Annotated in this window: 22 protein-coding genes; 7 read left to right on the top strand and 15 right to left on the bottom strand. The window is 71.3% G+C overall.

Going from position 1 to position 18,293, the window contains the following annotated elements; translation table 11 throughout:
- Positions 1–17: 17 nt before the first annotated feature.
- From MUN74_RS15205 to MUN74_RS15185, 5 genes are all read right to left on the bottom strand, one after another.
- On the bottom strand, positions 18–620 hold the full coding sequence (locus MUN74_RS15205) for a GNAT family N-acetyltransferase (protein ID WP_244853300.1): 603 nt from the start codon (positions 618–620) through the stop codon (positions 18–20).
- A 55-nt stretch (positions 621–675) separates the two neighbouring features.
- A complete protein-coding gene (locus tag MUN74_RS15200) occupies positions 676–1,536 on the bottom strand; it encodes an Fpg/Nei family DNA glycosylase (protein WP_244853298.1) in 861 nt (286 codons plus the stop codon).
- A 77-nt stretch (positions 1,537–1,613) separates the two neighbouring features.
- On the bottom strand, positions 1,614–2,402 hold the full coding sequence (locus tag MUN74_RS15195) for a GNAT family N-acetyltransferase (protein ID WP_244853296.1): 789 nt from the start codon (positions 2,400–2,402) through the stop codon (positions 1,614–1,616).
- Between the two features lie 89 nt (positions 2,403–2,491).
- Positions 2,492–3,763 (bottom strand): MFS transporter, encoded by a 1,272-nt coding sequence (locus tag MUN74_RS15190; protein WP_244853295.1) that lies wholly within the window; start codon positions 3,761–3,763, stop codon positions 2,492–2,494.
- Positions 3,747–4,955, bottom strand: coding sequence for an amidohydrolase family protein (locus tag MUN74_RS15185; RefSeq protein WP_244853293.1), 1,209 nt, complete (start codon positions 4,953–4,955; stop codon positions 3,747–3,749). Before MUN74_RS15185 ends, MUN74_RS15190 begins: the two co-directional genes overlap by 17 nt.
- A 151-nt stretch (positions 4,956–5,106) precedes the next feature.
- On the opposite strand from MUN74_RS15185, the gene MUN74_RS15180 reads away from it, so the two are divergent.
- The 4 genes from MUN74_RS15180 to MUN74_RS15165 are packed head-to-tail and all read left to right on the top strand — an operon-like array spanning position 5,107 to position 8,322.
- The gene (locus MUN74_RS15180) at positions 5,107–6,573 is read left to right on the top strand and encodes a chlorohydrolase family protein (protein ID WP_244853291.1); all 1,467 of its coding nucleotides are present in this window, start codon (positions 5,107–5,109) and stop codon (positions 6,571–6,573) included.
- A 55-nt stretch (positions 6,574–6,628) separates the two neighbouring features.
- A complete protein-coding gene (locus MUN74_RS15175; RefSeq protein ID WP_244853290.1) occupies positions 6,629–7,300 on the top strand; it encodes a GntR family transcriptional regulator in 672 nt (223 codons plus the stop codon).
- A gap of 34 nt (positions 7,301–7,334) precedes the next feature.
- A complete protein-coding gene (locus MUN74_RS15170; RefSeq protein WP_244853288.1) occupies positions 7,335–7,550 on the top strand; it encodes a hypothetical protein in 216 nt (71 codons plus the stop codon).
- A gap of 55 nt (positions 7,551–7,605) precedes the next feature.
- Complete coding sequence (locus MUN74_RS15165) at positions 7,606–8,322, top strand: hypothetical protein (protein ID WP_244853286.1); 717 nt, start codon at positions 7,606–7,608, stop codon at positions 8,320–8,322.
- Here MUN74_RS15165 and MUN74_RS15160 read toward each other — a convergent pair.
- The 5 genes from MUN74_RS15160 to MUN74_RS15140 all read right to left on the bottom strand — a co-directional run bounded on the left by MUN74_RS15160 (position 8,319) and on the right by MUN74_RS15140 (position 13,535).
- Positions 8,319–9,167, bottom strand: coding sequence for a DNA-formamidopyrimidine glycosylase family protein (locus MUN74_RS15160; RefSeq protein WP_244853284.1), 849 nt, complete (start codon positions 9,165–9,167; stop codon positions 8,319–8,321). The two genes, MUN74_RS15165 and MUN74_RS15160, sit on opposite strands and share 4 nt — an antisense overlap.
- 72 nt (positions 9,168–9,239) lie before the next feature.
- A complete protein-coding gene (locus tag MUN74_RS15155; protein WP_244853283.1) occupies positions 9,240–10,685 on the bottom strand; it encodes a hypothetical protein in 1,446 nt (481 codons plus the stop codon).
- A gap of 94 nt (positions 10,686–10,779) precedes the next feature.
- Positions 10,780–11,442 carry an RNA polymerase sigma factor gene (locus tag MUN74_RS15150; RefSeq protein ID WP_370647307.1) on the bottom strand — a complete coding sequence of 221 codons (663 nt, stop codon included), beginning with the start codon at positions 11,440–11,442 and terminating at the stop codon, positions 10,780–10,782.
- 59 nt (positions 11,443–11,501) lie between these two features.
- Positions 11,502–13,184, bottom strand: a complete 1,683-nt coding sequence (locus MUN74_RS15145; RefSeq protein ID WP_244853281.1) for an ABC-F family ATP-binding cassette domain-containing protein — start codon at positions 13,182–13,184, stop codon at positions 11,502–11,504.
- Between the two features lie 36 nt (positions 13,185–13,220).
- A complete protein-coding gene (locus MUN74_RS15140) occupies positions 13,221–13,535 on the bottom strand; it encodes an NIPSNAP family protein (RefSeq protein ID WP_244853280.1) in 315 nt (104 codons plus the stop codon).
- 88 nt (positions 13,536–13,623) lie between these two features.
- On the opposite strand from MUN74_RS15140, the gene MUN74_RS15135 reads away from it, so the two are divergent.
- Complete coding sequence (locus MUN74_RS15135) at positions 13,624–14,202, top strand: 1-acyl-sn-glycerol-3-phosphate acyltransferase (protein WP_244853278.1); 579 nt, start codon at positions 13,624–13,626, stop codon at positions 14,200–14,202.
- 3 nt (positions 14,203–14,205) lie between these two features.
- Here MUN74_RS15135 and MUN74_RS15130 read toward each other — a convergent pair whose 3' ends face one another.
- From MUN74_RS15130 to MUN74_RS15120, 3 genes are all read right to left on the bottom strand, one after another.
- Complete coding sequence (locus MUN74_RS15130) at positions 14,206–14,745, bottom strand: GNAT family N-acetyltransferase (protein ID WP_244853276.1); 540 nt, start codon at positions 14,743–14,745, stop codon at positions 14,206–14,208.
- A 126-nt stretch (positions 14,746–14,871) separates the two neighbouring features.
- A complete protein-coding gene (locus tag MUN74_RS15125) occupies positions 14,872–15,480 on the bottom strand; it encodes a class I SAM-dependent DNA methyltransferase (protein ID WP_244853275.1) in 609 nt (202 codons plus the stop codon).
- 2 nt (positions 15,481–15,482) lie between these two features.
- The gene (locus tag MUN74_RS15120; protein WP_244853273.1) at positions 15,483–15,842 is read right to left on the bottom strand and encodes a zinc ribbon domain-containing protein YjdM; all 360 of its coding nucleotides are present in this window, start codon (positions 15,840–15,842) and stop codon (positions 15,483–15,485) included.
- A gap of 134 nt (positions 15,843–15,976) precedes the next feature.
- Here MUN74_RS15120 and MUN74_RS15115 point away from each other — a divergent pair, with 134 nt between their 5' ends.
- On the top strand, positions 15,977–16,723 hold the full coding sequence (locus MUN74_RS15115) for a patatin-like phospholipase family protein (protein ID WP_244853271.1): 747 nt from the start codon (positions 15,977–15,979) through the stop codon (positions 16,721–16,723).
- 21 nt (positions 16,724–16,744) lie between these two features.
- Here MUN74_RS15115 and MUN74_RS15110 read toward each other — a convergent pair whose 3' ends face one another.
- Complete coding sequence (locus MUN74_RS15110) at positions 16,745–17,293, bottom strand: GNAT family N-acetyltransferase (RefSeq protein ID WP_244853270.1); 549 nt, start codon at positions 17,291–17,293, stop codon at positions 16,745–16,747.
- Between the two features lie 120 nt (positions 17,294–17,413).
- Positions 17,414–17,746, bottom strand: coding sequence for a hypothetical protein (locus MUN74_RS15105; protein WP_244853268.1), 333 nt, complete (start codon positions 17,744–17,746; stop codon positions 17,414–17,416).
- A 131-nt stretch (positions 17,747–17,877) separates the two neighbouring features.
- Here MUN74_RS15105 and MUN74_RS15100 point away from each other — a divergent pair, with 131 nt between their 5' ends.
- Positions 17,878–18,267 (top strand): CPCC family cysteine-rich protein, encoded by a 390-nt coding sequence (locus MUN74_RS15100; RefSeq protein WP_244853266.1) that lies wholly within the window; start codon positions 17,878–17,880, stop codon positions 18,265–18,267.
- Positions 18,268–18,293 lie beyond the last annotated feature (26 nt).

The raw sequence follows: 18,293 nt of genomic DNA, 5'->3' as shown, positions 1-18,293 counted from the left end.
CCGGTCCGTCGTACTGCTCAGTCCGCTGCTTCCCGCTCGGCGGCCCGGCGCTCGCGCCACTCGTCGGCGAGGATCGCGTAGGTGTACCCGTCGATCCAGCCGAGCTCGGCGTGCCACGAGTCGCGCACGCCGTGCTGCTCGCGCCGCATGCCGATCCGCTCCATGACCTTCCACGAGGCGATGTTGTCGGCGAAGCAGCCCGCGGTCACCCGGTGCACGCCCAGCTCGTCGACCGCGAGGTCGATCAGCGACGTGGCGATCTCGGTGGCGAAGCCGCGGCCCGCGTGGGCGGGGGCGACGCCGTAGCCGATGCCGGCCTCGGCGCGTACGTACCGGTCTGGATCGCCATGCGTCTGGCCCATCGCGTCGGTGATCCACAGCGAGCCGGTGCCGACGACCTCGCCGTCGAGCACCGCGATCGCCGAGTGGTCGAGCGGGTCGTCGACGCCGTCGAGCCAAGCCTTGCGGAAGGCGTCGGGCTCGACCTCGGTGCGCAGCAGCCATCGCGTCACCTCGGGCCGGTTGCGCCACACCAGCACCTCGTCGAGCAGCTCACGGGTCGGGAGCCGCAGTTCGATCGGGCCGGCCTGCCGCGGCCAGGCCACATCGGAAGTCGTCATCAGTCCTGCCTATCAGCACCCGGCACCCGCATGCCACCCGACCGGTGGCCTGCCGCTACTTCACGAGCCGCGACAGCACCCGGTCGGCGAGCGGCTTGCCGCCCGTCTGGCAGGTCGGGCAGTACTGGAACGTGGAGTCGGCGAAGATGACCTGCCTGATCGTGTCGCCGCATACCTCGCACGTCTCGCCGGTGCGACCGTGGACCCGCATCGCGCGGCGCTTGGCGTCTTTCAGCTCAGCAGGCGGGCGACCGGATGCCACGGCCACCGCCTCGGCGAGCGTGTCGCGCATCGCACGGTAGAGCACCCCGGTCTGCTCGGGCGTGAGCTTCGCTGCGAGCAGGTAGGGCGAGAGCTTGGCCGCGTGCAGGATCTCGTCGGAGTAGGCGTTGCCGATGCCGGCGAACACGGACTGGTCGCGCAGCAGCCCCTTGATCTGCGTGCGACGCCCCGCGAGGATGCCCGCGAAGTCGTCGAGCGTGAAGTCGTCGGCCGTCGGGTCGGGACCGAGCCGCGCAATGCCCGGCACCTCGGCCACGTCGCGGACGACGTACACCGCGAGGGATTTCTTCGTGCCCGCCTCGGTGAGGTCGAACCCCGCACCGTCGTCGAGTCTCGTCCGCAGCGCGAGCGGCGACCGGCCCGGTTTGACCGGGGTCTTCGGCACCTCGTCGTACCAGCGCAGCCAACCGGCGCGCGCGAGGTGGAACACGAGGTGCGCTCCGCCAGTCTCGACGTCGACGAACTTGCCATGCCGGCGCACACCCGTGATGGACTCGCCCTCGAGCGACGACAGGGGTGGGTCGAACGTCTTCAGCGCCGAGATCGCCGCGACCCGCAACGAGGCGAAGGCATGGCCGCTCAGCCGCTCGTCGAGGAACGCGACGAGCGCCTGCACTTCGGGAAGCTCGGGCACAGAGGCATCCTGTCACCGACGGGCGACATCCGCACCCGTCCGCCTCGTGCCCGAGGGCGCGCGACGGGCCGCCGCGCTCACCGCCGCCAGATGTATGGCGTCGTCATCGAGACCTTCACGAGCCCCGACCGCTCGAGGATCGGCCGCGAGAACTCCGTCGAGTCGCTGTTGATGTAGCGCTTGCCGAGGGCGAGCGCCGACCGCGCCCTCGCCGCGGTCAACGCGCGGTAGATGCCGCGGCCCCGCCATTCCTCGCGCGTCGCGCCGCCCCAGATCCCGGCGAACTCCGACCCCTCGACGGGTTGCAGCCGTCCCGCGCTCACGATGACCCCGTCGACCTCGGCGATCCAGAGCTCGGTGCCGTCGTCGCCGTCGAGGCGCTGCACGAGGTCGTCGGCGCGCTCGATCGAGACCGGATCCCCGAAGACCTCGTCCTGCATGGCGCTCATCGCCCGCACATCGCGCTCGTCGAGGGCGCGACGCACGACGACCCCGTCGGGAAGCCGGACGTCGGCGACGAGCAGCGCGGCCTCGCCGATCATGATCGACTCGGGCTCCTCGGCCGCGAAGCCGTGCGCGAGCAGCGACTCGATGAGCCCGGGCGCGCGGTCGTGCGCCCGGGTCTTCCACTCGACCGCGGTGACGGCGGGGTCGGCCTCGAACTGCGCGAGCGCGTCGCCGACGAGCCCGTCGATCGCCGCGGCGTCGAACCCCTCCAGGTCGCGATAGCTCACGAAGCCGTAGCCGCCCGCGAACACAGCCAGGCGCAGCGGACCTCGCCGCGAGGCGAAGACGGCGTTCGCGGTCTCGGCGTCGGTGCGGAGCTGGTCGTCGTAGGCGCGCAACAGGGCGGCGGCGTCGGTCATCGTCCCATGATGGCCCATTCGGGCGGGCTCGCGGCCCGGCATCCGATCGACGCCGTCGGCCGTTCGGCGGTCGGGCCCGCCGGTGCCGTTCAACGACCGGCCGGCTCGGGGACCGCCCGGTCGGCCTCGACGAGGTCGACCGGTGCGCGCCGGATGACGAGGGCGACCGCGACCGCGAACGCGACGGCGACGACGGCCATGAGCGCGAAGCTCGCCTCCCACCCGCCGGATGCCTCGTGCACGACGCCGATCAGCAACGATCCCGCTCCGGCGATCGCGTAGCCGCCGCCCTGCGCGATCGCCGAGACGACCCCGGCCGACGGCGTGTTCGCCGACAGGTTGACGATGAGGGTGATGCCGAGCCCGAAGGCGGCGCTCTGCACGGCTCCGAGCACGCCGACGACGAGCACGAATCGATCGCCCGAGGCGAGGTAGAGGAGGCCGAGACCGATCGCGATCGCGATGCCGAGGCCGGGCCCGAACCACCGCAGCACCCGTGGCATGCGGGCGAGCACCGGCGTCACGAGCGTCGGCACGAATCCGGCGATGCTGAACCACGCGAGGAGGGCTCCCCGCACGGCGGGCGGTTCGCCTCGATCGGCGAGGAACTGCGGAAGCCACGCGGTGACCGCGAAGTAGAGCAGCGCCTGGAGACCGAACACCGCGGTCACGAGACCGATGGTCACTCCCCCGCCCCTGGGCAGCCGCAGCCGCGGCTGCGCGCCGGTGCTGCGAGGTTCGCCGCCGCGCAGAGCGGCGAACGCCGTGGCGCTCGCAGCCGCGACGGCGAGCAGCGCCCAGGCTCCGAGCGCGAGGGGTGCCGAGCCGCCGGTCGCGGTGTAGGCCGGCACGACGAGGCCTGCACCGAGGGCGGCGCCGACGCCGAACGACATGCTGCTGAGGCCGATCCAGAGGCCGGAGGCGCGAAGCTCCTTCAGGTACTGCGGCAACAGCGTGCCGGCGGCCATGATCGCGACGCCCGCGAGGAAGGTGCCGGGCAGCAGCAGCACCGAGGCGACGACCCGCACGACGAGCGCCGCCGCGAGGGCAGCCATCGACCACGCCAGCGCCCGCGCCACGCCCAACCGACGGGCCAGCCAGGGGCCGATGGGCGCGGTGAGCCCGAACGCGATGACGGGCAGGGTCGCGAGCACGGTCGCGTCGGCCGTGCTCAGGCCGTAGGCGACCCGCGTCTCGTCGAGCAGGGCCGCGACGCCCGTGATGGCGGGGCGGAGGTTCACGCCGATCAGCAGCGCGGCGACGAGCCCGGCACCCCGCCCCGCGACGCCGGCGACGGGCGGGCGGGCGCGGGCCGCGCGGCGACCGGGCCGCGCGGGGTGCCGCTCAGCGGCCGACGACACGGAGACCATCGGCGACGACGCGGCCGTCGTGGATGACGGTGCGGTCGACGCCCCGGTCCATGACGGCGCTCGTCGGCGTCTCGCCGTCGACGAGCACGAGATCGGCACGGTCGCCGACCGCGACGCCCGGCCGGCCGCCGACCCCCGCGACGCGCGGCGACGCGTGCGACATGATGCTCGCACCGCCCATGGTGGCCACGGCGAGCGCGAGCTCGACGTGGTCGTCGCGCCGGAAGCCGTTGACGAACGCCAACTGCCACGTGCGGTCGAGCATGTCGCAGTTGCCGTACGGGCTCCAGTAGTCGCGCTGGCCGTCCTCGCCGAGGCCGACGCGCACGCCCGCCTCGACGAGGTCGACGAGTCGCAGGTGGCCCGTCGTCGAGGGGGCCACGGTCGCCATCGCGACATCGAGCTCGGCGAACTCGTCGATCAGGCGACGACTGACCGTCTCGGAGACCGAGCCGAGGTCGTAGGCGTGCGACATCGTGACCTTGCCCTGCATGCCGAGCGCACGCGTGCGCTCGAGCACGAGCTCGGTGCTGAACACGCCGAGCTCGCCCGGCTCGTGCAGGTGGATGTCGATCTCGACCTGATACTTCTCGGCGAGGCCGAACACGATGTCGAGGTGCCTGGCCGGGTCGCGGTCGAGCTGGCTGGGGTCGATGCCGCCCATGACGTCGGCGCCCTGCTTGAGCGACTCCTCGAGGAGCGCGACGGTGCCGGGCTCGCGCAGGATGCCGGCCTGCGGGAAGGTCATGACCTGCACGTCGGCATGCTCCGCGAACCGCTCCTTCGCAGCCAGGACCGAGTCGAACTTCTCGAGCCGGCAGTCGATGTCGACCTGCGCGTAGGAGCGCACCCGGGTGGTGCCGTTGGCGATCATGCGTTCGAGGGTGCCGGCGACGATCTCCGCGTGCGGCACGTCGGTGTCGCGCCAGTGCTCCCGGTCGTTCAGCATCATGCCCCAGACGCCCGGTCGGCCGGTGTGCGGGCGAAAGGGCAGCCCGATGCGACTCGAGTCGAGGTGCACGTGGACGTCGCTGAACGCGGGCAGTGCGAGTCGGCCGCGGCCGTCGACGTCGGTGCGCGCGGCCGCGCTCGCGTCGTGCGGTCGGACCTCGCTGATGCGCGAGCCCTCGATCACGAGGTCGACGGCGTCGCCACCCCACGGGCGGACATCACTGATGAGCATGAGCGGTGCTCCTTCCGAGGAGTATTCGACAATCTCGTATACCAAAACGCAATCAGCGGCGATCGAATCGCCGCGGTTCCGGGCGATGCGGTCGAGGGCTACCAGCTTGCTGCTATCTTTTGTATACCAACATGCCATCGAAAGGAAACCCGTGCGCACGCTGATCACCGCCGATCACCTGCTCGCCTTCGACGGGACGGGCCATGTCGAGATCCGCGACGGAGCCGTCGTCACCGACGACGACCGCATCGTCTACGCGGGCCCCGTCGCCGGTGCCCGCGGGCTCGACCACGACGAGCGCATCGACCTCGGTGAGAGCCTCGTCATGCCCGGTCTCATCGACCTCGACGCGCTCACCGACATCGACCACCTCATCCTCGACTCCTGGTCGGGCGGTGAGGACGGCCCTCGACTGCAGTGGTCGACCGAGTACTTCGACCGGCGCGCGCACGTCTTCACCGAGGCGGAACGCCATCGCATCCGCGAGATCGCGCTCGTGCAGCTCGCGCTGCACGGCATCACGTCCTACATGCCCATCGCCTCGGAGATCCACTCGGCCTGGGCGGAATCGGCCGACGACCTGATGGCGATGGCCGAGTTCTCGAGCCGGATCGGCCTGCGCGGGTTCCTGGGCCCGTCGTATCGATCGGGCGTCCCCGTCGTCACCGGGGCCGGTGCCCGCGACATCCGGTTCATCGAGGCCGAGGGCCGCGCCGGCCTGGCCGACGCGATCGCCTTCGTCGACCGGATCGAGGCCCTCGACGACCCGCTGCTCACCGGCGTCTTCCTGCCCTGCCGCATCGAGACGCTCACCCCCGAACTGATGGAGGCCACCGCGGCCGCCGCCCAGGAGCGCGGGGCGCTCGTGCGCATCCATGCGCTGCAGGGCGATGCCGAACGCGAGTACGTGATGGGCCGGTACGGGCACACCCCCCTCGACCACCTCGAGGCGCACGGGTTGCTGCACGATCGCGTCATCGTGCCGCACGGCGTCGTCATCGACATCAATCCACACGTGCACGGCGAGGACCGGGGTGATCTCGGTCGGCTGGTCGCCGCCGGCGTCTCGATCGTGCACTGCGCGCTCACCAACGCCCGCTACGGCGACGAGCTGTGGGACTTCGCGCGCTACCGCGACGCCGGTGTGAACTTCGCGCTCGGCACCGACTCGTTCCCGCCCGACCTGATCCGCGGCATCGACACCGGGGTCTCGGCGGCGAAGGTGCAGCACGGCGACCTCGCCAAGGGCGACCTCGCCGCCTACGTCGACGCGGCGACCCTCGGCGGTGCGCGCGCCCTGCACCGCCCCGACCTCGGACGGATCGAGACCGGGGCGACCGCCGACCTCACCGCCTTCCGGCTCGACGACGTGCGCATGGGACCGATCGAGGACCCGATCCGCACGCTCGTGCTCAACGGCTCCGCCCGCGACGCGTGCCTCACGATGGTCGGCGGCCGGGTGGTCATGCGCGACGGCCGGCTCCCCGGCATCGACCTCGACGCCGTGCGCGCCGACACCCGCGACCTCTTCGCGAAGCTGCGCGCCGGCTACACCGACCGCGACGCACGCCACGGGTCGCCCGACGAGCTCTTCCCGCCCGTCTACCCCATCGCCTGAGGCGAGCACTCGACGCGGCCCGTGGGGCATGATCGGAGATCGGAAGGAGCCATCCATGGGCGAACCGAACGAACGCACCGACGAGGCGCTCGCCGACGTCGTGTACCGAGCGCTCCTGCAGGCGATCATCGCCGGCGACCCGCGGCCCGGCTCACGGCTCATCGAACGCGAGCTCGCCGAGCGCTACGAGGTGTCGCGGGTGCCCGTCCGGCACGCGCTGCAGCGGCTCGAGTCCGAGGGCTTCGTCGTCACCGAGCCGCGTCGCGGGGCGGTCGTGCGGCTCTTCACCCGCGGCGACCTCGAGCAGCTCTTCGACGCCCGCCTCTGCATCGAGCCGTTCGCGACCGGGCGGGCCGCGCGCCGCATCGCCCAGGGACTCGAATCGCCCGACCGTCTCGCCGCGCTCGTCGAGCAGTCGGAGGACCTGTTCTCGGCCGGCGACGAGTCGGCGGGGATCTCGGCGAACCTGCGCATCCACGCCGAGATCGTCCGGCTCTCGGGAAACGACCTGCTCATCCGCAGTCTCGAGCCGATGCTCGGCCGCATGGAATGGGTGTTCCGCCTCACGCACGAGGCCCGCGACGAGGAGCAGGCGCACGAGCACGAGCGGATCCTCGACGCGCTCGTCGCGGGCAACGCCGAACTCGCCGCATCCTTGGCCTACGCGCACATCGAGCTCGGGCGCGCTCCCATCCTCGCGGCGCTCGCCGACGTGCTCACCGACTGACGGCGATGTCGGTGGGTGCTGAGACGATCTCACTATGGAGGTCACAGAACTGCGGCAGACCCGCGAGCTGCACGTCGGCGACACGCTCGTGAGCTCCGCCGACCGCGCCTACGAGGTCACGAAGATCACGCGAGTCGGTCGCGGCATCCGCGTGCAGTACGTCACGCCCGACGGCCGGCCGGGCAGGTTCACCGCAGCGCCCGACGCGATCAGCCGGGTGCGGGTCGACCACGCTCCGCTCGCCGCCTGAGACCGCGCCGGTTCCGGCGTTCCGACCGGGCGCGCCCGCGTCCTATGATCGCGTCGTGGATCCCATCACCGCCCGCGCCGCCCTGGGCCTCGCACCTTCGGCCGTCGTGACGCCCGAGCTCGTCGACGCCGCGTACCGCGACGCCGTCGACGCGCGCCATCCTGCGAGGTACCACGACGCGGCCGATCGTGCCGCTGCCGAGGTCTGGGCCGCAACGCTCGCGACGGCACGAGCCGCGCTGATCGCGGAATCGACGGGCTTCCACGCCGCGCCACCTGCGACCCCTCGGCGCATGGGGGCGGGGGCCATCGTGGCCGTCTCGGTGGCCGCGACCCTCGTCGTCGGCGGCGCCGGCGCGGCAGCGGGCTTCGCCGCCGCATCCATCTCCCGGCAGGCGACGGCGAACATCTCGTCCGCGTCGGGCGAGGAGCCCGAGGCCGAACAGCCGCCGGTCGAGCACCTCAGCGCCGACGAGACCGGCTTCAGCTTCCCGGCGGCGATCGAGGCCTATTTCGACGGACGGTACGACGACGAGTGTCCTGCCGAGTTCGAACTCGGCTGCTGGCAGACGGCGATCATCACCGACGCCGACTGCGCGAGCCTCGAGGTGGAACTGGCCTTCTCGTCGTCGGAATCCGGAGGGCCGGAACGCACCGAACGACGAACCCTGGGCAGCATCGCGCGCGGGCTGCCCGAGCCGGTGATCTTCGGCGACGACGACCACGAGTACGGCTGGATCGACGACGTCGTCTGCGTCACCACCGAAAGCTAGTCGGTCGAGCGCAGGGGCAGCGCCTCACCGCGGGTCTGACAGGTCGGGCAGTACTGCGCCGTCGTGCTCGCGAAGGTGAAGTCCCGTACGGTGTCCCCGCACACGGGACACGCCTCCCCCGCGCGGCCGTGCACCCGCATCGACGCGACCTTCTCGGCCTTGAGGCGGTCGATCGGCACGCCCCGGCGATCGCCGATCGCGGCGCTCAGGACCCCGACCGTGCTCGCGTAGAGTCCGTCGAGTTCGGTCTCGTCGAGGGCGGCGGCATGGCCGATCGGCGACAGCTTCGCCGTGTGCAGGATCTCGTCGGAGTACGCGTTGCCGATGCCGGCGAGCGACTCCTGCTCCTGCAGCACGGCCTTCACCTGCTTGCGTCGGCCGGCGACCGCGGCATCGAAGTCGGCCCGCGTGAACAGCGGGTCCGCCGGGTCGGGGCCGAGCTTCGCGACCGCGGGCACGGCGATCGGATCGTCGACGACCCACATCCCGAGCGAGACCCACTCCCCGGCGTCGGTGAACTCGAGGACGGTCCCGTCGTCGAACTCGACGATCGCGAGCGCCGGCGGACGGCCGTCGTCCGAGGCATCCATCGGCCCGTCGGCCGCGTACCGGGCCCAGCCGTGACGGCCGAGCGAGACGACGAGGTGGGCCGTCGCGAACGAGAAGTCGAGCAGCTTGCCGTGCCGGGCGACGCTCTCGACACGTTCGCCGACGAGGGCCGACGGCGGTTCGGTGCGCGTCTTGACGGTGCGGAACTCGACGACGTCGACCGCGGTGATCTCATGTCCGCGGAGTCGCTCGTCGAGCTCGTCGGCGAGCGCTTGGACCTCTGGCGACTCGGGCATGCGCCCAGCCTCGCACGACGACGGGCGGCCCGCCAGCGTCAACCGCCGGGGGCCGCCCGTACGCGACGCCGTCTACTCGACCGAGAAGTCGAGCTCCTCGTCGGCGACCGCGATCACCGACCAGGTGCCGCCGTTCGCGTCGGTGAACTCGTACGCCGGGACCACCAGGACGCTGCCGTCCGGCTGCCACTGGCTCGCGAGCCCGAGTCGTGCGTCGACGATCTCGACCTCGTTCACGGGCCGCGAGACGGCCGTGCCCTTCGCCGGCGTCGCAGGCGGCTCGGTCGGCGGTACGTACGGTTCGGGCGAGGCGATCGCATCGCCTTCTGCCACGCCGCCCGCCCGCGCCAGGTAGGGCATGGCCGTCATCTGGGCGCCGAAGCGCGGGTCGGAGAGTCGCTCGAACGCGGCCTGCTCGCTCACGATCCCGTAGTCGCCGAGGGAGACGACGGGCGCGAGCGTCCCGCTCACGCTGTAGATTCCTTCGCCGAGCACCTCCATCGACCACGCCACGTCGAGTCGCTGACCGTCGACGACCGGCCACGCCTGCACCGATCTGGTGTAGACGCCCTCCGTGCCGTCGGAACTGTACTCGAACGCGTTCGGATCCTGTCCGACGTCGGCGATGAGCGCCTTCATCGATGCGATGGCGGCGTCGGGGCTCGGCAGTTCATCGGGCGACGGTTCGCACGGCTGATCGGTGTTGCCGGTCTCGAGGAGCTTGTTGCACTCGGCCCACGGGTCGAGTGCCGGGTCGTTGTACCAGAAGCTCAGCATGCCGTCGAGCGTCACCCCGACCGACGGGGCCGTTCCGTCGTTCGGCCCGACCTGCCACATCCCGTCGACGAGCTCGGGAGTCCCGTCGACACCGAGCGCCGTCGCGAGCGCCCCGACCGTCTCGGGGTTCGATGCGGAGCGCGCGTCGAACCCGTATCCCTTCGCCGTCCCGGCGTCGCTCGCGAGTCCCGTCGCAGTGAAGACGTTCCGTCCGTAGCCGAAGCCGTACGGGTACGAGGCGTCGGCGGCCATCTTGCCCGACGCGCTGCCCGAGGCATCCATCGCGACCGGCCCCTGCATCGCTTGACCGGCGGTCGACTCGGCGCCTCCGCCGCCCGAGGCCCCCGCCTGCCCGCCCTGCAGTGAGATCGGCGGGGCCGCGGCCGGCCCGGCCACGGTCGAATCCGCGTTTGTCACCGCGCCCGCCGCGAATCCGGCGCCGCCGACGACGACGAGCGAAGCGGCGACGGCAGCGACCGCGATCCATCGCGGGCGACGTCGCGTCCGCTCAGCGTCCAAGTCGGCGACCGGAGCGCGCACCGAATCGCCCACCGCGCCCGGCGCGACGACCGCGTCGCCCCCCATCGACCGGGCGACCACCTCGTCGGCGAAGCCCTCGCGAGCCTCGAGGCCGGCAGCCGGGTCGGCCGCGCGCAGCCGCGCGACCGCGTCGCGCTCGTTTCCGGCGTCGACGGCGTCACGCTCGTCGCCCGGCTCGCTCGTGTCCCGCTCGTCGTTCATGTCGATCTGCCTCCGTCTGGGTACGCCGTCGATCCGCGTACACCCTGCTTATGTGCCTCGCCCACCGAACCTTGCACCTGCGCGCGTTCTCGGGTCAGAAGGTCAGACGCTCGCCCCACGCCTCGCGCAGGCGCTTGCGTGCACGTGAGAGCGCGGCATCCGCACCCGATCTCGAGATGCCGAGCACCTGTGCGAGCTCCTCGCCGTCGAGGCCCTCCCATGCGTGCAGCAGGAGGATGCGCCTATCGCGCTCGCCGACGCTCGCGAGGGCGCCGCGCAGTTCGGCGTCGAAGAGCGCGCTCAGCTCGGGGTCGTCCGCGACGCGGACGGCGCCCGCCTCGGGCACGTCTTCGACCGGAAGGTCGACGTGCTTGCGCCGATGGTTCGCGAGCGTGAACCCCGCCGTGCGATACAGCCACGGCAGCGCCGCGTCGCGCGGCACGTCGTCTCTGCGGCGCCAGGCGGTCGCGAAGACCTCTGACGCGAGGTCCTCGGCGTCCTGGCGGGGACCGCGCCGCGCGAAGTAGCGCACGAGGGCCGTCGCATGGGCGTGCACGAGTGCCGTGAACCAGGCGGCGTCGTCGCTCGTCGCGACGCCGTGCAGCGGGTCGGCTGCGGGCTCGTCGCCCGCATCGACGCCCCGATCAGGCCGATTCGACGGACCCGACGGGCCCGACGGCTCGGACGGGTCGGCGCTCACGGGCATCGCCACTCCCTCGGTCGGCTCGTCGGCGACGGTGGCATCGGCATTCCTCACACCCTGCTTGTGTCGCCCGTGCCGCGAGTCTTGCACGCCTGCGCGACGAATGTCTCGCCTCAAACCTCGGTGACGCGGCCCGCCTCGACGTGCCAGCGCCGGTCGAGCCGCACGTGCTCCAGCATCCGGCGGTCGTGGGTCACGAGCAGCAACGTGCCCCCGTAGCCCTCGATCGCCTCCTCGAGCTGCTCGATCGCGGGCAGGTCGAGATGGTTCGTGGGCTCGTCGAGCACGAGCACGTTGACCCCGCGCGCCTGCAGCAGCGCCATGCCCGCGCGCGTGCGCTCGCCGGGCGACAGGTCGTCGACGGGCCGCAGCACGTGGTCGGCCTTGAGCCCGAACTTCGCGAGCAGGGTGCGCACCTCGCCCGCGTTGAGCTCGGGCACGAGCGACTCGAAGGCGTCGGCGAGCGGCGTGGGTCCGGCGAGCTGCGACCGAGCCTGGTCGATCTCGCCGATCGCGACCGACGAGCCGAGGCTCGCGCGCCCGCCGTCGGGCGCGATGCGCCCGAGCAGCAGGGCGAGCAGCGTCGACTTGCCCGCGCCGTTCGGCCCGGTGATGCCGATGCGGTCGCCCGCCGACACCTGCAGCGACACCGGTCCCAGCGTGAAGTCGCCACGGGTGACGGATGCCGCGTCCAGCGTGGCGACGACCGACGACGAACGCGGCGCCTGCCCGATGGTGAACTCGAGCTTCCACTCCTTGCGCGGCTCCTCGACCTCCTCGAGGCGGGCGATGCGGCTCTCCATCTGGCGCACCTTCTGCGCCTGCTTCTCGCTCGACTCGGTGGCGGCCTTGCGGCGGATCTTGTCGTTGTCGGGCGACTTCTTCATGGCGTTGCGCACGCCCTGGCTCGACCACTCCCGCTGCACGCGGGCGCGGGCGACGAGATCGGCCTTCTTCGCGGCGAACTCCTCGTAGTCCTCGCGGGCGTGACGTCGCACCGTCTCGCGTTCCTCGAGGTAGGCGTCGTAGCCGCCGCCGTAGACCCGGTTGGAGTGCTGGGCGAGGTCGAGCTCGAGCACCTTCGTGACCGTGCGGGCGAGGAACTCCCGGTCGTGGCTCACGAGCACGACCCCGCCGCGCAGGCCCGCGACGAACGACTCGAGCCGGGCGAGCCCGTCGAGGTCGAGGTCGTTCGTCGGTTCGTCGAGCAAGACGATGTCGAAGCGCGAGCAGATGAGCGCAGCGAGGCCGACGCGCGCGGCCTGCCCGCCCGAGAGCCCGGTCATGAGCGAATCGGGTGAGAGCGTCGTGCCGTCGGCGGTCTCGCCGTCGCCGACCGCGAGCCCGAGCTCGGCGAGCACGGCCGGCAGCCGGTCGTCGAGATCGGCCGCGCCCGAGGCGAGCCAGCGCTCGAGTGCGATCGAGTACTCGTCGGCCGGGTCCGTGCCGGCGGGCGGCTCGGCCAGGGCGAGCAGTTCGGCTGCCGCATCCAAGCGGGCGGATGCCTCGGCGCAACCCGTGCGCCGGGCGACGTACTGCGCGATCGTCTCGCCGTCGACCCGCTCGTGCTCCTGCGGCAGCCAGCCGACGAATGCGTCCGACGGCGCGAGCGAGACGGTGCCGGAGAGTGGTGCGACCGCCCCGCCGAGGATGCCGAGCAGCGTCGACTTGCCGGCGCCGTTGGCGCCGACGACGCCGACCACGTCGCCCGGCGCGACCGTGAGGTCGAGGTCCTCGAACAGCGTGCGATGGGCGTATCCGCCCGCGAGTCCCTGGGCCACGAGTGTTGCAGTCACCGGACAACCCTAGTCAGCGCAGGCTCCGAGTGCCGCCTACTCGAAGACGGGCGCGAGGAAGCGGCGCTCGTACCTGCGGATGCACTTCGTCTCGGCGGCGTAGCGGAACGCCTCGATGCACTCGGCATCGTCCGCCGACGCGAGGCGGTACTGCTCGTAGGCGGCGAGCGACGGGAACGTGAACAGTGCGAACGCCTCGTCGCTGTCGCCTTCGCTGGGCAGGAAGTATCCGTGGTGCATGCCCCCGAGCCGGTTCACGAGTCTGATCCAGCGCTCGCCGTACTCGCGGAACTCGGCGATCTTGTCGGGGTCGATCTCATAGCGCAGATGTACGGTGACGGGGTTGCTCATCCGAGACATCCTGCTGCATGCGACGATGTCACGGCGACCGGCGCGACTCATACCGAAACGGACATATGCGATCGCATACGGTTGCGGGATGCTGCGTCGCCTCGTCTCCCGCGTCTACTGGGCTCTCAGCCGGTGGACCTTCCGGAGCGAGCCCGCTCCCGACCGTCCCTCGGTGCTCATCGGCGCACCGCACACGTCGAACTGGGACTTCGTGCTCATGCTCGGCATCGCTTGGCGGCTCGGCATCGACGTGCGCTGGCTCGGCAAGAAGAGCCTGTTCGCAGGATGGCGCGGACCCATCATGCGTGCACTCGGCGGCATCCCAGTCGACCGCACTGACCCGAGTCGTGTCGTCGACGAAGTCGTCGCGCGCGTCCGCGCCGGCGAGGTGTTCGGGCTCGTCGTGACGCCCGACGGCACCCGCGGCGCCCACGAGTACTGGAAGTCGGGCTTCTATCGCATCGCGCGCGAGACGGGCATGCCGGTCACGCTCGGCTACGTCGACCGCACGACGATGACGACGGGTCTCGGGCCGACGATGGACCTCACCGGCGACGTCGCCGCCGACATGGACCGGATCCGCGAGTTCTACGCCGACAAGGCGGGCGTGCGCCCCGACCAGCGCGTCGAGCCGCGCCTCCGCGAGGAGTCGGCACTGCGGGTCTGAGGCCTACGCCTGTCGCGCGCGCCACTCGTCGGCGAGCAGACCGAGGATCACCTCGTCGAGGTGCTCGCCGACGACCCACGCCGACGAGCGGAGCACGCCCTCGCGCACGAAGCCGTTGTGCTCGGCGGCGCGCAGCATCGCATGGTTGTCGGCGAGCGTCTCGATCTGCAGCCGGTGCATGCCACGGAATGCGAATCCGTACTCGCAGAGCGTCGCAACCACATCGGTGCCATAACCCTTGCCGCGCGTGGACGGCAGCAGGCCGAGGCCGATGTGGGCACTCCGGTTGTGGGTGTCGATGCCCCAGAACGTCGCCGAACCGACGAGGGTGCCGCCCTCGAGCTCGACGACCGAGAACTGCACGAGGCCCTCGGCCGACTCGTCCACCACCAGCCGACGGTCTTTCGTACCCGGAGTCAGCGGGCGCCATGGCCGCCCTTCGGCGCGCGCCGAATTGACCGGGTCGTCGTAGAGCTCGGCCAGGAGGATCGGGATGTCGTCGTCGTGCCGGGCTCGGAGCCCGATCGTCTTGCCGCGCAGCATCCCTCTTTCCTACCGGTCGGCACCCGTCGGCGGCAATCGCTCCGCGGGACGCGTCCCCGACTGCAGGAAGAACCACCGACACGCCGTGCCGGCCGCCGCGACACGCCGTCTCGACCGCAGAAGTTCCTACACAGCGATGCGCCGCGCGAGGATCGCACCGTACGGGCGATGCCCCGGATCGGTACGTGTGTGGGTCTCGACGACGTCGAACCCCGTCTCGACGAGCAGCCCGGCCATCTCGACCACCGGCCAGTAGTAGGCGGTGACGACCGCGTGGTCGAACGGCTCGACCCGCTCACCGTCGAAGAACCCGATGAGCAGTGAGCCTCCGGGGCGGATGCAGCGGGCGAACTCGCCGAGTATGCCGGGCACGTCGGCCGGCGGCGTGTGGATGACGGAATACCAGGCGAGGATGCCGCCGAGCGAGTCATCCGCGGCCGGAAGCGCCTCGAGGTCGCCGAGCTCGAATGGGACATCGGGAAACCGACGACGTGCACCCTCGACGAACTCGGGCACCAGGTCGACACCGGTGATGTCGACGCCGAGCCCGCGCACGTGCTGGGTCCAGTGCCCGGGTCCGCAGCCCACGTCGAGCGCCCGGCCGTCGAGCGAACGCGCCCAGCCTTCGATGGTCTCCCGGTCGGGAGCGGCCATCGCCTCGACCGAGCCGAGGAGCGCGGTGTACTCGTCGGCCCGCGCGCCGTACGCGGCGCGCACTTCGCTGTTCGGCGCCACGCTCACGCCTTCTTGACGACGCTCGACTTCAACTGCAGCTGCCCGAACCCCTCGACCTTGCCGTCGATGTCGTGGTCGCCGACGCCGTCGATGAGGCGGATGCCGCGCACCTTCGTGCCGACCTTGACGGTGCCCGATGCGCCCTTGACCTTGAGGTCCTTGACGATCGTCACGGTGTCGCCGTCGGCGAGCACGTTGCCGACCGCGTCGCGGATCTCGCGCAGCCCTGCGTCGGTCGCGGCATCCGCATCGCCGTCGGCAGGCGCCCACTCGTGCCCGCACATCGGGCAGACGAGCAGTGCGCCCATCTCGTAGGCGTGCTCGCTGCCGCACTCGGGGCAGACGGGAAGGGTGACGCTCATGCCCCTACGGTACCGAAGCTCCCGTCGGAGAGGCGTTGCACGGCGCTCAGGGTTCTCACTGCGGCCACACAGCGTCGCCGCGAACGGGCGAGTTACGGTCGACCCGCAGACAGATCGGAGAACCCTACGTGATCATGCGCGACGACCCCGCCCTCGGCCTCACACTGAGCGGCGGCGCCGCGTTCGGGGCGGCGCACATCGGCGTGCTGCACGAGCTCGAGGCCCGCGGCATCCGCCCCGGCATCGCCGTCGGGACCAGCTCGGGCGCCTTGATCGCCGCCGCCTACGCGGCCGGCTTCGACGCGGCGGAGATCGAGCGCGCCGCCCTCGCGTTCCGTTGGCGAGAGATCGCCCGCTGGTCGTTCGCTCCGCGACTGGGCCTGCTCGACTCCCGTGCCATCGACGACGGCGTACGACGCGTGTTCGGCTGCGATCCGCTGATCGAAGAGCTCCCGCGACGCTTCGGCGCGGTCGCCACCGATCTCCGCACCCGTCGCGCCGTGACCATCGACCGCGGCCCGCTGAGCGTCGCTCTGCGGGCGACCATCGCGGTGCCGGGCCTGCTCGCACCCGTCCGCCGCCGCGGTGCGCTCCTCGCCGACGGCGGCATGGTCGACAACGTGCCGTTCGCCGCCGCGCGCGAGCTCGGCGCCTCTGACGTCGTCGTCGTGCGCCTGCACGCCAAGTTCGAGAACGTCCGCATGATGCGCACCGTGAGCCGCACTGCCGATCTCGTGCACGACCCCTCGGTCGTGCTCGTCCAGCCCGAGATGGAGGGCATGGCGCAGTGGACGATGTCGGATGCCCCGCGCCTCATCGCCGAAGGACGCCGTGCCGCGGCCCTCGCGCTCGACGCGGCGCCCGTGCTCGCGGCCGCCTGAGGCCCCTCACCATTCGGGGGCTCAGGCCACCCAGTCACGCCGCAGGAGGCCGTACACCCAGCTGTCGGACACGTCGCCGTTGACGATGCAGTCTTCGCGGAGCGTGCCCTCGCGCACGAAACCGAGCTTCTCGAGCACCCGGGCGGATGCCGCGTTGCGGGTGTCGCACTCGGCCTGGACGCGGTTCAGGTCGAGCGCGTCGAAGGCCCACTGCAGCACGGCGCGGGCCGCCTCGGTCGCATAGCCCTGGCCCCAGGCAGCCTGCGTGAGGCAGAAGCCCAGCGACGCGCTTCGGAAGTCGGGGTCCCAGCTGTTGAAGGTGCACCAGCCGAGGAATGCGCCGTCCGATGCACGATCGATCGCAACTCGCGCGCCCGTTCCGTCCTCGGCCATCCGCTCGCAGCCGGCCATGAATCGCGAGATCGAGGCGCGGTCGGTCCACGGCGGGGAGTCCCAGTAACGCAGCACGTGCGCATCGCTGTTCAGGGCGAAGAGATCGTCGGCGTCGGCGTCGGCGAACGGGCGGACCAGGAGCCGTTCGGTCTCCAGGGTCGGGGTCGGTAGGGTCATCCGAGCATCCTCCCACGTCGCTCCGATCCGGCCCCGCTGCTACACGTTGAAGCGGACCTCCACCGAGTTACGTTGCGAAGAGGCCTCACCGACGGTGCGTGATGATGCCGCATGAGTCGGCTATTCGTCCGGGCTCAGCAGCGGCCAAGGCTCGTACGACACATCGGCGAAGTCAGCGACCTCTGCAGCGAGTCGCCCCGCGATGGCGACGCCCTCCTCGCGCCATCGCTCGCGCGCCGCATCGTCCTTCCAGCCATCGAACGGATCGAAGTTCGCGTTCCAGAGCGCGTTCCACTCGGCGATGTGACGCGTGAGGTCATCCGACAACCCGTACATCTCCGGTGTGGTCGTGTACCCGACATCCCACGTCGGCGTCGAGTTCTCCCACAGCGGCCAGTCGCGCCCATATTCGGGGAAGAGGCGAATCACGCGCCGAGCCGGAGCACCCTTCATGCGAGGGAGCTTACAAGTCGACGTTTCGTCTCGTCGCGCTCGCTCAACGACCGGAGCAGGTCACGCGTTGAAGCGGAACTCCCACCGGATTCCGTTGCGAATAGGCGTATGGCGGCGCCTAATGTGGCGTCGTGCCCGACTCGAACATCTCAGCTGCGTACCCGTGTCCGTGCTGCGGCCATCTGACACTGAGCGAACGACCGGGATCATACGAGATATGCGCCGTGTGCTTCTGGGAAGACGACGCTGTCCAACTCCGGTGGCCGGAGTACAGAGGCGGCGCCAATCGTCCTTGCCTCATCGACTCGCAGCGCGCGTATGCGGAGCACGGAGCGATCGAGGATCGATTCGTGGGGCTGGTCCGCTCGGCGACTGACCAAGAGCCCCTGGATTCCGGATGGCGACCCATCGATCACGAACAGGACTCGTTCGAAGCAGAAGACGATCGTGACGCCGAGTGGCCGGACGACCTCACGACGCTCTACTGGTGGCGACCAACCTTCTGGCGCTCGACTCGGTAGGAGCCGTGATGTTGGACCGAAACTCG

The organism is Agromyces sp. H17E-10 (genome assembly GCF_022919715.1).
GTDB lineage: Bacteria > Actinomycetota > Actinomycetes > Actinomycetales > Microbacteriaceae > Agromyces.
This window is presented reverse-complemented; position numbering and strand designations above follow the sequence as displayed.

What these genes read in the sequence shown, in the direction of transcription:
- MUN74_RS15185 (WP_244853293.1), bottom strand. Translation starts at nt 4,955, where the DNA reads ATGCTCATCAGTGATGTCCGCCCGTGGGGTGGCGACGCCGTCGACCTC.
- MUN74_RS15120 (WP_244853273.1), bottom strand. Translation starts at nt 15,842, where the DNA reads ATGAGCGTCACCCTTCCCGTCTGCCCCGAGTGCGGCAGCGAGCACGCC.
- MUN74_RS15170 (WP_244853288.1), top strand. Translation starts at nt 7,335, where the DNA reads ATGGAGGTCACAGAACTGCGGCAGACCCGCGAGCTGCACGTCGGCGAC.
- MUN74_RS15105 (WP_244853268.1), bottom strand. Translation starts at nt 17,746, where the DNA reads ATGAAGGGTGCTCCGGCTCGGCGCGTGATTCGCCTCTTCCCCGAATAT.
- MUN74_RS15140 (WP_244853280.1), bottom strand. Translation starts at nt 13,535, where the DNA reads ATGAGCAACCCCGTCACCGTACATCTGCGCTATGAGATCGACCCCGAC.
- MUN74_RS15195 (WP_244853296.1), bottom strand. Translation starts at nt 2,402, where the DNA reads ATGACCGACGCCGCCGCCCTGTTGCGCGCCTACGACGACCAGCTCCGC.
- MUN74_RS15110 (WP_244853270.1), bottom strand. Translation starts at nt 17,293, where the DNA reads ATGACCCTACCGACCCCGACCCTGGAGACCGAACGGCTCCTGGTCCGC.
- MUN74_RS15160 (WP_244853284.1), bottom strand. Translation starts at nt 9,167, where the DNA reads ATGCCCGAGTCGCCAGAGGTCCAAGCGCTCGCCGACGAGCTCGACGAG.
- MUN74_RS15155 (WP_244853283.1), bottom strand. Translation starts at nt 10,685, where the DNA reads ATGAACGACGAGCGGGACACGAGCGAGCCGGGCGACGAGCGTGACGCC.
- MUN74_RS15205 (WP_244853300.1), bottom strand. Translation starts at nt 620, where the DNA reads ATGACGACTTCCGATGTGGCCTGGCCGCGGCAGGCCGGCCCGATCGAA.
- MUN74_RS15130 (WP_244853276.1), bottom strand. Translation starts at nt 14,745, where the DNA reads ATGCTGCGCGGCAAGACGATCGGGCTCCGAGCCCGGCACGACGACGAC.
- MUN74_RS15135 (WP_244853278.1), top strand. Translation starts at nt 13,624, where the DNA reads ATGCTGCGTCGCCTCGTCTCCCGCGTCTACTGGGCTCTCAGCCGGTGG.
- MUN74_RS15115 (WP_244853271.1), top strand. Translation starts at nt 15,977, where the DNA reads ATGCGCGACGACCCCGCCCTCGGCCTCACACTGAGCGGCGGCGCCGCG.
- MUN74_RS15175 (WP_244853290.1), top strand. Translation starts at nt 6,629, where the DNA reads ATGGGCGAACCGAACGAACGCACCGACGAGGCGCTCGCCGACGTCGTG.